Below are 11,847 nucleotides of genomic sequence, written 5' to 3'. Positions count from 1 at the left end.
TTGTACTTCGCCTATTGCCGTGGCGAGCCAGCTTTGCTTTGTTGCGCTGGATTTTTCTTGTTGTTCAGAGGACGAACATTTTTCAAATGGACATGTCGAAGGTCGTTGCCATCGGTCTGAGTGCGCTTTTGTTTGGCGCGATATTCTGGTTCATCGGCAGATTGAACCAACGCAAAGCATCGCAGATGATCGAGGTCGGTGTAGCCAACACTGAAGCCGTTCGAGAAAACACCGCTGCCGTGCGTGAGCTCATCGCGAAGCTTGATCGCCTAAAGGGCCTTTGATTCCGAAATGAATTCATGTGAGGCAGGTCCAAAGCTGATTTGGCGTGCTCCCAGCGTATCGTTGGCTGGGCTGCGTTCAGGTCGATGAAGCGCTGCTGCTTGGGGGGCGATCTATGGCTGACGAGACTTCAGGTTTGACGGCCGAGCAGATCAGGCTCGACAGAATGCTCACGCGTGGCGTCGTGTATTCGATTATCTGGCTCGCCGGTCTCGGATCCTGCTATGCCCTTTACCAGGGCATCATGGCGCGCCGGATGCTCAGGGCAAATCCAGCGCTCGAAGGACAGGGCCGCGCCTGGTGGTGCATCATCGCCGGCGGGATCGGGGCCCTGACCCTGTTTGCAATCCTCGCCATCGGCATTTTCAACGCGGCGATACGACCCTGAGGGTCGACGCTGCGCCCTCGCCCCACACCGGCGGCGCATGTGCGTCGTCACCGAACGGTAGCGTGTTGTCGATGAAGTGGCCAAGGCGCGCCCTTCGATCTGCACTGCCAGAAACGTAAAAAGGGCCGCTGAAGCAGCCCTTTTCGACGCAATGCGCCATCGTGGTTCCTGTATGCCGCATCGGGTTACCCTGACGCAATCCCGTTTTGCACGGGCAACGTTTATTGTCAGCCGGGTTCGCATTTGACTAGCTTGGTGCAACTCCGGGACGAGCGGGTCCTGACCTGGCGGCGATGGAGATGGACACGGCTGCCGAAGCATGGTCCTCGCCGGGTTCATCGCGCCGCTCGGGATATCGCCCTCGCCTCCCCTGCCATCTGACAGGAAAGAAAATGCTAAATCCGGATGACTACAAATTTTCCGAAGTGGTGCGGCTCATCGACGGCCCAACCGACTGGCGTTTGCTCATCGTGAGGCGCAGGGACGGTCTGTACCATTGGGTCATCGAACGATACTGGCACGCTGCCGAGGAAGACGACGGCATCGAGTTCGGCTGGGCTGGACACGCGATGTCAGGCCTCATTGAAGACGCCGACATCGCCGAAGCAGCCGGGCGTGCAGCGCTGCGCCGTCCCGATCGCGCTTGATGTGAGGACTTGGTCGACCGGTGCATGATGCAAAATGCGGTTTGACAGATGCAAATGAAGAACCCGGTCTGGCTCCGAATTCTTGTCGTGGTTCTGTTCGTGCTTTCATGCGCCGCCTGGCTATCCGCCGTTGTAAGCGGCGAACTCTCTGACAGAAAGGCTTTTGCCGCGCTCAGCTTGCCCTTGCTCGCCTTTGCCATCATGCGGCCTACGGAAGACGGCACGAAGACAAATGGTGACATGGGTTGCCGGGCCAGATTTCGAACATGCTTCCGCCCGGCTATGAACCAAGCGAACGTTTGAGAAGGCCGCGTTCCACAAGATGTTGCCGATGCCGATCTCTTGCTAGCGACGCGATGGCGCCAGCTTTCGACAAGCTACTCACATTCGTCGCAATCGGCGACACTGCGCCCATGCACCCTCGCCTTGAGAGCGAGCCAGATCGATGTTTTGATTGTCGGCATATGACATGGCCCCGACCCGGCTTCCCAGTCAGGGCAAACCCGCTATCAATTGTTTATCCCGCTCATGGAGAAACCGGACTGGAATAGAAAGCATCTGGTTTTTGGCGTTCCATTGCACCGGCTTAAGCTTTGGCGTGAACCAGCGGCACCTCTCAGAGACAACCCAGTGTTCGCGGCGCCGACTTAGAAAATCTGGGTCATCATCGTCGTCATATCCAAACTCAACACCACAGCACGGGCAGATATTATTCGAGGGCTGGCGGCCATCTGCACCCCAGGGGGCGTCCGGATAGTTATCAAAACCACATACTCGACAAAGGTAGACGTCACTTTTAGCCATGGAGGCAGTATAGGACCAGCATTGGAGCACATTCCAGTAAACTCTACAGTCACAACCGGCGCCTTACCTCGCCAGCCTTCTCGGCAACGATCATTTCCCACCGCTGAGCAACCAGCGTCACCCAAGGCCGTGGTGTCCTGCCCTATGCCCCGAAATGGACGAAGGCGGCGTAGTTCGCGGTGTAGCCGAGGTGGATCGTGTCGCCGAGATCCGCGCCAGCGACGACGAGAACGATATCGCCAAGATCGCCGGGAACGGCTGCGCCCGGGTTCGCCCGCGTCATCTGAGGCATCGCAGTGGTCGATGCCATCATCGAGGCACGGAGGAAGCCGGTGTCGACCGGTGCGAGCTCATTCAACTGGCTCACCAGTTCCTGAGCGCTCTCCTTGAATACCGCCTCGAGTGCACCCTCCACCTTGGTTGCCCACGAACCGACGGTTGCTACCCAATGGTCCGTCTCCAATTGCATTCGAGATTGCCTGCCGGCCCGATCGAAGCCGTCAGATCTGGCTGCTCTCTGCCTCGTCCAGAGAGCGCCTGCACATTTCGCTGTGCCGCCAGTTTTTGATGTCCCCGAAGGAGAGCACGTCATCATGCTCCGCCAACCGAGCAAGTGCTTCATCTGCTTTGGCTTCGGGAAAGCTCCCGTCCCAGAAACCGGGAAAGCGGTCCGTTGCCTTCGCGACGATCATCGCGACCTTCTGGGGACGAATTTGGAGCATCTCGAGCAGTGCCTGTTCCAACTCGTCAATTGAAGGTTCCGGCACATCCCCCTGACTTGTCTTGCCTTTGGATGCCCTGATGTCGTCTGCAAACAGCCTCAACAGCGCGGGACTGCCGAATATTAAGGATTCTCCCAGCACTTTCGAGAACTCGGCAAAGCCCGTGTCGAGTATCTGATCGAACGTTTTGCTAAGATACTTGAATGGCTCTTGTCCTGGCTCGTACAGATGGACTACTAACTGCCGCTTGTCCTCGACGATTGTTATCACTATCCGCGCGGTCAAAGCCGTGTCTTCCTGAACCATTCCAAGAGTTCCTACAACTGCGACGGTACAAGCCATCTTAGCGGCCGCAATTGGGAACTCCATTCAAAACGATCAACAGCGACAGTTGTGTGCGTGTGTCACGCCACCAGGCCTACCACGAAATCGGGGCGGCGCCCCAGTTCCCCGCATCGCCGATGCGAGCTTGTGAACCAGCCCGCGCGCGATCCACGAGCACGAGATGATTGATCTTGATGGAGCGCTGTTGCGCGTCGTAGGCCTCGCCATCAGCGGTCAGGCCGGGCGTCCAGTCGAGTTCGCAGACGTAGCCGGCCGACAGATTGCGTTTGCCGCTCACCATGGCTTTGATCGCGGCGGCATCCTTGAGGATCAGCGGGAGCATGACCCACTGACCGTCCTGCTTGGCAGCGGTGCTGACCTCGCCGACAGACAGCGCCTTCGCCCCACCCCACAAACGAGCTTTGATACGGGCATCCAGAACCTTGGCACGGACATTGAGCCTGTTTTCCTCAGCCTCGGTCGGCCCGATGTCCTCCCCGTCTGCCTGCCAGTCACGCCACGCCCCGACACTGTCAAAGGCTGGGATGTCGACGATCTTCCGCGGCAGCCATGCGCCACGGTAGGCGTTGAGCAATTCCTGATCGGACAGGGTCGGCAGGCCGTAGTAGCTCGACGCCGCCTTGTCCCTCACTGTCCCATACGGGAGACGAGATTGGTCAGGCTGTCTGCAATCCAATGAAACATGTGCAGATCCGACTATTGATGTCCCGAGGCGACTGTTAGCGTGGCGAACCAAAAGGGGAGCGGAATGCAAGAAAGTGGCGACGAAGATTTCCGCGGACTAATAATCGGTTCTAAACACCGCAACGCTAGCAAAAGGGCGGGGCGTACGTTTTCCACGCCGCTGTCCAAGCCGTTTCTCTTGTTCTGGGATCGGTTCGTGTTGATGGCCGGTCCTGGCCTTACCCCCGGTGGCGATGCCGCCGACCTTAATCGCGCCGGTCTCCTGGAATTCGCCGAGAGAAAATATCCTGGGTTGTCGACGCCAGAGCGCCTAATCAGAGAGTTTGCAGTTAGAGAAGCTGACGCTCCTGGATCTTATGCAATTTCAAGCGGACCAGGTCGGCTACTCCCTCACGAATACCTGTCTCCCGGCAGGCATATGCTGGTGAAGCTTTATGATGCGATCCCGGTGCCTGACTGGAGGGTACCCTTGCACGACATCTTGGAGTTCAACGAACGACGTCGAGCTGAACGGCTTGCGCTTCGGCATCATGTCGAAACGATTTTTCTCAGCATCTCGACAAATGGCGACGTGCCGCTGAACTTTAAGCAGGAGTTCGCCAGTCTGAGTATGGCCGCATCTGAGCAAATGCAGGTGCTGCAGGAATCTCGTCTGCGCTTCAAATTCGTCGGTTTGGAAGCCAAAATGAAGTGGTCGTTCGACCCCACCGCCGCAGTGCTCGGCTCCGTGGTTGGGGCATCACTCGCTGATTTGCCAGGTGCGCTTGCAGGTGCTGTCGCCGGCCTTAGTTCCAACTTTATCCCGAAGATCGAGATAGGTACCGGTTACGGTGTCCCGGCCGGCGCGAAAGTTGGCAAGCCATTCCAGTATGCCCTGATGATGAAGCGGGAGCTCTACGGGTTCAACCCGCGTCAGATGTTCTCCAACGTGTAGCTTGAGCCCAAAGCCAGTTCGTTCAAAGCATCGGCAAAGGCGTCGACCTGATCGTCATGTTGGGCATTCGGGAACGAGCACACCTCATCGAGGAACCGCCTCGATCTGGTTGCAGGGGTTTCGCCCGCGGCTGTGACCAGGGCGTGAGGTGCGGGCATGCGGCGGCCCGCTCGAGATCGTTCTTGATGTCCGCAGGCGATGTTTCGTCCAGACACCGGTCAATATGGTCGTTTATTTGACCTGTTTCCAGCCACCAAATGCCGGCAAAGGCGAGTGCCAGCAGCACCCACCTGCTCCATCGCCACCAAGTCCGTCCGCCGGCCCGACTAAGCATCCTCTTCAATCGCCATCTGGGCGATCTTGGTTGCGCCGCCGTTCAGCTGGGCCCCGATGAGGTGACCAAGAGCGACGGCGCCCACACACACCACGACTGACGCCACCACGTTGACTGACGCTCGAACAATGGCGCCGTCGCGCATCAGATCCAGCGTCTGCAGGCTGAACGATGAGAACGTCGTAAAACCTCCGCAGAGCCCGATCATCACAAAAAGCCGCCAGCCTTCAGAAGCCGGGTACCTGCCGTCGGCAAGGGTGAGCGTGCCGAACAGCCCGATGACAAAGGAACCCGCCACGTTGATGACGAAGGTTCCCCATGGAAACTGGCCGGAAATCGGCAGTGCCCACCAAGACAAGGCGTAGCGGGCGAGCGTCCCGAGCGCACCGCCAACCATGACCAGGATGCAGCTGGTGAATGACATGATCGATCCTTCCTTGGCGGCAGGATCGTGGACACACTCCTACCGCGTTGTTGCGCAGCAGGAGTCATCAGCCTTCTATCGGCGGTTTCGGGAGAACTCCATTCCCATCAAGGGCAATGTGGCCCCAGCGAGCCTGGCTTGCAAGCGTCGATTGTTCGACGGACGAGACGGCCCACGCCGCCCGATCCGGGTGCGATGGGGCAGCCGCCAGCATGGCAAAGCCACCGAAGAAGAGACCTCGGAGCGTTCGAACCTTCTGAATTGCTTTTGGGAGATCGCCGGGCGCCCATCCGGGCAAGACGTCTCGACAGGTGCTAAGAGTGATGGGAGTATCCGGCCGTCCAGGGGGATCGAGAATGGACTACAGCCTCGCACTCAATCTGCTGCTGTCGGTGCCAATTCTGCTCGCGAGCCTCATCTGGATCTGCTCATTCTTCGTCGCGTTCGTGTCGGTGGCGAGAATTATCTTTCTTTCCGGAATGCTGCGCACGCCCGATGCCGAAAAGAACCTCAGCTGGGGCGAGAACAACGCACGCGAGAATGCACCAGGGACCGCAAGCGCATTGCATGGTCGTTCGCCATCAGTTTCGGGGGACTGGTTGTCGGGTTGCTGTTCGTACTCGTTCAAAAGGCGGCGACTTGAACCTCCAGCATCCGCCTTGCGAGGCTGGCGAGCTCTGCCCTGACTTGAAACCGGAAGCCGGCTACCCTCCCGGCTCGCTGTTGGCCATGGCCCGAAGCCATGACGGAGAGATCGATGCCAAGAGGCCTTTGCCGCGACGGCGCCGATCGAGTGATGGTGCTCTACGACCACAACTCCATGCTCATGGCCAATGAGGACTACGTGGCCCGGGGTTACCTGCCTGATATCGACAAGCTGCCGACGCACGCGCAATGGGTCGCATGGCATCAGGCCAACGGGAGCGAAAGCCAGACACACGCCGAATGGCTCGAGTGGCGGAGCAGGAGCGGCTCCCTTTAGCGCCCTGCCCTGTTCGACACCCTGCCTGCCAGGCCTTCGTCAGCCTTGAGCCGCACCCTCTCCTGCCTGATCCGGCGCATCGTCGTCGCCAAATCCGGCAAGCGGGCCGAAGATGCGTTCGAGCTGATCGAGTTCATCACCACTCAGTTTCGTCAGATCGACTATATCGGGATTAGACCGCCATGGTGCCCTTGGATCGCCCGCCCGTCTTCTTGCCGACTACCATCTAACCTGCTCTACTTTTCATCTAGTTTAGACCAAGGAGAGTGTTGTGCAGAATTGGTTCTGGGCAGCTAGGAACACTGGGCCCGCTGGCGATGCGTTCATAGTTGAGAATGGGAAGGACGCTCTGTGGGCTCGTGTCAGGAGGGAGATTTCTGCCGATGAGAACTGCTCGTGGAACGCCGTTCACCCCAAAGAACGCGAACCGGGGCTGGAGGATATCTTGAACATGATGTTCACGGTTGTTCCCACTTACCGAGTGAACCACAACCAGTTCGTTTTTGAGATGGCAAAAATACCCGCTTTCGCGCGCTTTCTACGCAATGCGCCAAACGACCTGGCGAACTACGTTTCCAACAGCGCATTCCCAGAGGTGCTAATCCCCCTGGAGGCTTATTCGCCGGATGCCACCAAAAAACTGGGTGCAATCGCTAGTTCAACTCTGGGCATCGACGACGACTGGTTCGAATACTAGATTCGACCACTAGTCGAGTATCGCTGTTGTCGCGTGGATCGGAGTATGAGCCTTGAAGAATGCAGTCATTGCAGCGTTGGCAATCGCGCTTGTGGTTGCATGCTGGCGGTTGGCGCAAGTGGAGAACCAGCGCTACGCGATAGTAGTCGGGTTGTGCAAATCTGACGGAGTTTGGAACGTCGACCCCGTGTGCCTATCAACCGTTCGCGCGAGAGCGTGGTATTGGAACCTTGGCTACGCGCTTTGGCACGGTGCGTAGCTCAGCTCTCGCAGGCCGTTGCCTCGTCCGTCCGCAGGCCTGATCTCCAATTGTGAAGCCTGCCCTTGGCAAGCTACAGAAGCGAAGCGGGCCGGCGCCGCAGTAGGCAACCGGCCCCCGGCATTGAAGCGTCACCTTGCTCCAACGTGACATCGCGCCTCGATTGGCTACTCTGACGTTGCGATTCTCTCAACTTTGGAGAGAGGGGGGATGCTCCGTGATTACTATTCTTGTGTGCGCGGTCGTCGCGATAGTGCTGGCATTTTGGGTTGGCCTGTTGGTCATCCCGATCATCGTAGCAGCCGCCTCGGTCGGCCTGCTGCTTCTGGGTCTCCTGGGTGGATCAATGCAGGCAGTCGGCATAAGCGTCATGCTGTTTCTGACAGGCGCGGTGTTGCCGTTCCTGCTCTACATCGGGCAATCAGCTATTCTCGACCGGTACTCTCACCTTGAGGGTACATCGGGGCACGAGAGGTACAAGGCAATTGAATTTGGGATGATCCTCTCCCAGATCGCGGCGTATGTCGCAATCGCCTTCTTCTTGCTTTGGTACTTTGATTACCCGTTGGCGCAGCTTCTTCCCCCGCACCTGCGTTACCAGGGGTGATGCGGGCTACCCTCCCGGCTGGCCGCTCGCGCCCGAGGAATGACCCAGGTTGCCAGAGACGCGGGCGTAACCCGAAGCTCTGTACAAGGCGCTCAGTCCTACCGGCGATCCTAGACTGTCGACCTTCCTAGGCGTGATGAAAGCGCTCAACATGGAGGTGACAGCGAAGCCGGTTGAGGACGCGCTGGCCGAGTGATCAGATACGGGCTGCCTTTTCAATTCCCCTCGTGCGAAGGAGACGCAGCATGCAATGGGCAATTGTCGTTACAGGGGCATTGTCGGCTGCCTGTTGGTTCGGCTCGGCCGTAGTTACGCCTGATCTGACCGACTCGTACTGGGGCGGTCCTCCCCCGAGCGTGAAAAGGCGGGCCCAAATCGGCTCACTTCTCAATGGTGGGGGCGCGCTGTTCGCTTCGATCGCCATCGGCATTCAAGCCTGGCTCGCTTACAATCAAATTTGAGCAGGCTGCCGTCTAGCAACGCAGTGAGCGCCGCCAGAGCATCCAGCCGAGTTCGCTCGGGTCCGAGACCGACGCGCCAAAGACGCCCGTTGTTCGAAGCGACAAACGAAGCGAGCCCAGACTGACGCCGAACGCCGTTCTTGCTCCGCAACTGTAGTCTGCTGCGAGGAGCCGGATCTGTAGGCAAGACGGCCACAAGGAGCGTTTGTCTATGCCTCGGCCAGGCGACCACCAGCTTTTGGGGGCAGCACCCCAGATCCTGCTGCCAATCTGGAGGCTGAGCCCGACTGCCTGGATCTGTGCTGACGCCACGCCGGCCATGCTGTAGCGACGGAGGCCGAATGCAGGTGCCGCGATGGCCAGCACGACAATGGCCGGCCACGCGAGAACAAGCAGGGCAGCCGCGAACATGGCGAGGCCACCGAAGAAGAGACTTCGGAACATTCGAACCATCAGGGTTCCTTTCGGGGTTGATTGCCGGGATCACCCGCCCGGCCGGGAACTCATCTCGACATGTGCCGAGCTTGATGGGAGGATGTCTCCTCATCAGGAGGTGCGAATGGCGCGTGCTCGACGGTTCTTCATCGACCTGTTCGCCAACCTTGGCATAGCAATTGCCGTAATCATCTCCATCATCGCGGTGCCGCTGTCGGTGGCGGCCTTCTTGTTTACCGCAGCGACGGCGAGCGGCGACCCGAACGAACAACATGAGCCGATTGTCATGTTCGTCGTGATGCTGGGCGTGATAGGCATCGTCTTCACCGGATGGACAATCTTCAGAATTCGGCAAAGATCCGCCCAAGAGTAAATTGCACGAATGCCGGGCTACCCTCCCGGCTGGCCGCTGGTGCCGGATACCAAGCCGGCTTAGGCTTCTGATTACGATGCCTGGCATGCCGAGCGCGAAGTTGATGTGAGCAACATCCCAACGCTGCATGCCGCCTAGTTGGGACCGAAACCATTGCTGACTAGGTTTCCGCGATTACAACGGAGACGAGAAGCATGGATGTCTACGCTCACATAGGGTCTATCGGCGCCGAAGGGCGCAAATCGATTTGGCTGGTTGCGGTAAGGACGCCTTACGCCAACAAGGTGGCGGCACGCGTTGCCACGCGGCATGAGGCTGTCACTTATGCTTCGGAGTTCATGGCGGGCTATGCTGCCTATCCTGGAACTGCTCACACTAGGCCTATTGCCGCAGCGATACTTGTTTGATTTCCTGCATCGGGGTTTGATTGTTTTTCAAAGGGGCGAGTACCATAGTCAAATGGGCAATGATCTTGGTCGCAGTCACGCTGCTAGCGGCCGCCTGCAACCCATTCCCCGAGACTTGGGAGTGGAACCAAGAACTGACGATCGAAGTGCAAACCCCTCAAGGTCTGGCCCGCGGATCAGCGGTGACGCATGTCAGTTGGCAGGAGGCCAACTCGGTGAGCAATTATCCGACTACCTTCAGCGGCGAGGCGACGGTGGTGGAAGTCTTGCCGGGCCGATACCTGTTCGCGCTGATGGGCGAGGATACGAGATACATCGCCATGCGGACGTTCGACAAGGAGATCGGCGGCTTCAGTGTCAGCCCGTCAGGCTTTGCAGCCATGAGCCGAGCACGCGGTGTTCGCAGCGTCCCACGCAAATTTTATCCCCTGCTGGTAACTTTCACAGACATCACCGACCCGAAGACCGTTCGCAAGGTCGATCCGGACGATCTCGCCGCCAGCTTTGGCCCAGGAGTGACACTGAAAGGTATCTCTCTCGGCGTAACCGACAAAAAAGTGACCGAGGGCCGGGTCGATAGTGTGCTGGCGTGGTTGAGTTGGCCGAGGGAAAAACTGCTGGCCGCTGGCGGTGGCAGCAACCCAGTACAACTCTCCATAGATGACGGCTATTTGGCGCTTGGCCGAGGAGAATTCAGGAGAACTGAATGATGTATCGTTGCGATGGCATCGAGGCAAATTCAAAAAGTCAATGACGCCGAAAGGCTCAGTTACTGCGGCTGCTTGTCAGTTAGCGCCACGTCTGGTTACCTTTGATTGTTTTCAAACCTTGGGGCTCACCGCCCACTTGAATAGCGCCATGAACCACGTCCTGACGTTTAAGTGCGAATACATCAACGGCGGCACAGCGTTGCTGATGCCCTGCATTGACAGTGTAGAACTGGCAGACCTCGTGGCCGCTTTCGAGCGCCAGAGCGGATACAATGATCCCGCCGGAGGATATGGCGGCATTGTGCCTTCGCATTACGAGCTTGGTCCGCTCGCCGCCTATTTTCTAGGAGAGATGGGGGCCATCGAAGGTGGTCAGCCAGGCGAGATATACGCTCTGTTTTGCCAGTGCGGGGAGGCAGGCTGCTGGCCGCTGGTTACCCATGTTCGGGCTGATAACCAGCTTGTGGTCTGGCACGATTTTTCCCAGCCTTATCGTCCGCAACGAGACTACAGCGGCTTTGGGCCGTTCACATTTGAGCGTTCGGAATATGAACGTGCAGTGGCTACCGCCTCAAGATTCAAGGACGCTAGTTAGCGTCGCTTTCCACCCACTTCGGTCATCCCACATTTATGATGTTCACGACCTAAGCCTTAGCGTTGTCCATCCTTCATCCTGATCTCCGAATGGTTTGTTAAAATTGCGCGCCTGGTTTTGCCAGTTTGACAATCCTGGCGAGCTATTCTGCAACCATGAGACGCACCCGAACCATCAGTGCACCTATCGTGGCTGCGTTGGCAGGGTCTGCGGCTGCAGGATACTACCTTGACGATATTGTCTCGCTTTCCCCTAAGGCCGTCGTCAGCAAGGCGTCGGGAAGTTGCGACATCAAGGGCAACATCAGCATAGACACTGGCGAGCGCATCTTTCACGTGCCCGGCCAGAGGCGCTATGATGAGACGATCATCAGGCCCGAGTTCGGCGAACAGTGGTTCTGCTCCGAAATCGAAGCTCGTGCCGCTGGCTGGCGCAAATCCAGATACTGAGACCGTCTCCCCGCCCGATTTACTCGGGTGCCCTTTGATCCAGAAGTTCAGGGAGGTGCCGGGGCTTGGCATCGGCGGCGCGCTGTATCCGGCCGCTCGTTATTGATATTTTGAGGTCGGTCTCTAGAACTGCGCACGGCGTCGGGAGAGTGCATGATGCGCGAAATGGATGAGATAACTGCGCTCCTCGCGCAGGCCCAACACAAGGCCGAGGCACTGCACGACAACAATCTGGCCCTCCGCATAGGGACAGCGCTGCTCCTCGCCATTGAGCGACAGCTAGAGAAGTCGCCGCCTAAGCAGCACTG

General features: G+C 58.3%; 16 protein-coding genes, 1 pseudogene and 1 riboswitch. Of the genes and pseudogenes, 13 read left to right on the top strand and 4 right to left on the bottom strand.

Going from position 1 to position 11,847, the window contains the following annotated elements; translation table 11 throughout:
* Positions 1-86: 86 nt before the first annotated feature.
* The 3 genes from NDO48_RS27820 (at position 87) to NDO48_RS27810 (ending at position 1,317) form a co-directional block, all read left to right on the top strand.
* The gene (locus NDO48_RS27820) at positions 87-284 is read left to right on the top strand and encodes a hypothetical protein (RefSeq protein WP_018428755.1); all 198 of its coding nucleotides are present in this window, start codon (positions 87-89) and stop codon (positions 282-284) included.
* A 113-nt stretch (positions 285-397) separates the two neighbouring features.
* Positions 398-670 (top strand): hypothetical protein, encoded by a 273-nt coding sequence (locus tag NDO48_RS27815; protein ID WP_267322809.1) that lies wholly within the window; start codon positions 398-400, stop codon positions 668-670.
* A 299-nt stretch (positions 671-969) separates the two neighbouring features.
* Positions 970-1,317 (top strand): hypothetical protein, encoded by a 348-nt coding sequence (locus NDO48_RS27810; protein WP_267322808.1) that lies wholly within the window; start codon positions 970-972, stop codon positions 1,315-1,317.
* Between the two features lie 946 nt (positions 1,318-2,263).
* Here the strand turns inward: NDO48_RS27810 and NDO48_RS27805 are convergent.
* The 3 genes and pseudogenes from NDO48_RS27805 to NDO48_RS27795 all read right to left on the bottom strand — a co-directional run.
* The gene (locus tag NDO48_RS27805) at positions 2,264-2,590 is read right to left on the bottom strand and encodes an HK97 gp10 family phage protein (protein WP_267322807.1); all 327 of its coding nucleotides are present in this window, start codon (positions 2,588-2,590) and stop codon (positions 2,264-2,266) included.
* Positions 2,591-2,621: 31 nt separating this feature from the next.
* Positions 2,622-3,149: a hypothetical protein gene (locus NDO48_RS27800; protein ID WP_267322806.1), complete on the bottom strand. Its 528-nt coding sequence runs from the start codon at positions 3,147-3,149 to the stop codon at positions 2,622-2,624.
* A gap of 124 nt (positions 3,150-3,273) precedes the next feature.
* A pseudogene (locus NDO48_RS27795) lies at positions 3,274-3,872 on the bottom strand (anti-CBASS protein Acb1 family protein); the annotation flags it as partial.
* Between the two features lie 64 nt (positions 3,873-3,936).
* Here NDO48_RS27795 and NDO48_RS27790 point away from each other — a divergent pair.
* Positions 3,937-4,806, top strand: a complete 870-nt coding sequence (locus NDO48_RS27790) for a DUF6236 family protein (RefSeq protein WP_267322805.1) — start codon at positions 3,937-3,939, stop codon at positions 4,804-4,806.
* A gap of 326 nt (positions 4,807-5,132) precedes the next feature.
* Here NDO48_RS27790 and crcB read toward each other — a convergent pair whose 3' ends face one another.
* Positions 5,133-5,564 carry a fluoride efflux transporter CrcB gene (gene crcB, locus NDO48_RS27785; RefSeq protein ID WP_267322804.1) on the bottom strand — a complete coding sequence of 144 codons (432 nt, stop codon included), beginning with the start codon at positions 5,562-5,564 and terminating at the stop codon, positions 5,133-5,135.
* Positions 5,565-5,615: 51 nt separating this feature from the next.
* A riboswitch (Fluoride riboswitch) is annotated at positions 5,616-5,679 on the bottom strand.
* 241 nt (positions 5,680-5,920) lie between these two features.
* Between crcB and NDO48_RS27780 the strand changes: the two genes are divergently transcribed.
* From NDO48_RS27780 to NDO48_RS27740, 9 genes are all read left to right on the top strand, one after another.
* Positions 5,921-6,250: a hypothetical protein gene (locus NDO48_RS27780; RefSeq protein ID WP_267322803.1), complete on the top strand. Its 330-nt coding sequence runs from the start codon at positions 5,921-5,923 to the stop codon at positions 6,248-6,250.
* Positions 6,251-6,321: 71 nt separating this feature from the next.
* Positions 6,322-6,546, top strand: a complete 225-nt coding sequence (locus NDO48_RS27775) for a hypothetical protein (protein ID WP_267322802.1) — start codon at positions 6,322-6,324, stop codon at positions 6,544-6,546.
* A gap of 45 nt (positions 6,547-6,591) precedes the next feature.
* A complete protein-coding gene (locus NDO48_RS27770) occupies positions 6,592-6,843 on the top strand; it encodes a hypothetical protein (RefSeq protein WP_267322801.1) in 252 nt (83 codons plus the stop codon).
* Positions 6,844-6,991: 148 nt separating this feature from the next.
* Entirely contained in the window at positions 6,992-7,243 is a 252-nt protein-coding gene (locus NDO48_RS27765) for a hypothetical protein (protein ID WP_267322800.1), read from the top strand.
* A 476-nt stretch (positions 7,244-7,719) separates the two neighbouring features.
* Positions 7,720-8,109: a hypothetical protein gene (locus tag NDO48_RS27760; RefSeq protein WP_267322799.1), complete on the top strand. Its 390-nt coding sequence runs from the start codon at positions 7,720-7,722 to the stop codon at positions 8,107-8,109.
* A 1,020-nt stretch (positions 8,110-9,129) separates the two neighbouring features.
* Positions 9,130-9,378, top strand: coding sequence for a hypothetical protein (locus NDO48_RS27755; RefSeq protein WP_026227353.1), 249 nt, complete (start codon positions 9,130-9,132; stop codon positions 9,376-9,378).
* A 472-nt stretch (positions 9,379-9,850) separates the two neighbouring features.
* The gene (locus NDO48_RS27750; protein ID WP_157632755.1) at positions 9,851-10,495 is read left to right on the top strand and encodes a hypothetical protein; all 645 of its coding nucleotides are present in this window, start codon (positions 9,851-9,853) and stop codon (positions 10,493-10,495) included.
* A 148-nt stretch (positions 10,496-10,643) separates the two neighbouring features.
* On the top strand, positions 10,644-11,090 hold the full coding sequence (locus tag NDO48_RS27745; RefSeq protein ID WP_018428760.1) for a hypothetical protein: 447 nt from the start codon (positions 10,644-10,646) through the stop codon (positions 11,088-11,090).
* Positions 11,091-11,245: 155 nt separating this feature from the next.
* A complete protein-coding gene (locus NDO48_RS27740; protein WP_018428761.1) occupies positions 11,246-11,539 on the top strand; it encodes a hypothetical protein in 294 nt (97 codons plus the stop codon).
* Positions 11,540-11,847: the final 308 nt, after the last annotated feature.

It is taken from the genome of Aminobacter sp. MET-1 (assembly GCF_026521175.1).
Lineage (GTDB): Bacteria > Pseudomonadota > Alphaproteobacteria > Rhizobiales > Rhizobiaceae > Aminobacter.
This window is presented reverse-complemented; position numbering and strand designations above follow the sequence as displayed.

Bases quoted from the DNA above. Each gene is read 5' to 3' on its own strand.
- NDO48_RS27775 (WP_267322802.1), top strand. From the start codon at position 6,322: ATGCCAAGAGGCCTTTGCCGCGACGGCGCCGATCGAGTGATGGTGCTC.
- NDO48_RS27755 (WP_026227353.1), top strand. From the start codon at position 9,130: ATGGCGCGTGCTCGACGGTTCTTCATCGACCTGTTCGCCAACCTTGGC.
- NDO48_RS27790 (WP_267322805.1), top strand. From the start codon at position 3,937: ATGCAAGAAAGTGGCGACGAAGATTTCCGCGGACTAATAATCGGTTCT.
- NDO48_RS27810 (WP_267322808.1), top strand. From the start codon at position 970: ATGGACACGGCTGCCGAAGCATGGTCCTCGCCGGGTTCATCGCGCCGC.
- NDO48_RS27815 (WP_267322809.1), top strand. From the start codon at position 398: ATGGCTGACGAGACTTCAGGTTTGACGGCCGAGCAGATCAGGCTCGAC.
- NDO48_RS27745 (WP_018428760.1), top strand. From the start codon at position 10,644: ATGAACCACGTCCTGACGTTTAAGTGCGAATACATCAACGGCGGCACA.
- NDO48_RS27780 (WP_267322803.1), top strand. From the start codon at position 5,921: ATGGACTACAGCCTCGCACTCAATCTGCTGCTGTCGGTGCCAATTCTG.
- NDO48_RS27740 (WP_018428761.1), top strand. From the start codon at position 11,246: ATGAGACGCACCCGAACCATCAGTGCACCTATCGTGGCTGCGTTGGCA.
- NDO48_RS27805 (WP_267322807.1), bottom strand. From the start codon at position 2,590: ATGCAATTGGAGACGGACCATTGGGTAGCAACCGTCGGTTCGTGGGCA.
- crcB (WP_267322804.1), bottom strand. From the start codon at position 5,564: ATGTCATTCACCAGCTGCATCCTGGTCATGGTTGGCGGTGCGCTCGGG.
- NDO48_RS27800 (WP_267322806.1), bottom strand. From the start codon at position 3,149: ATGGTTCAGGAAGACACGGCTTTGACCGCGCGGATAGTGATAACAATC.
- NDO48_RS27820 (WP_018428755.1), top strand. From the start codon at position 87: ATGGACATGTCGAAGGTCGTTGCCATCGGTCTGAGTGCGCTTTTGTTT.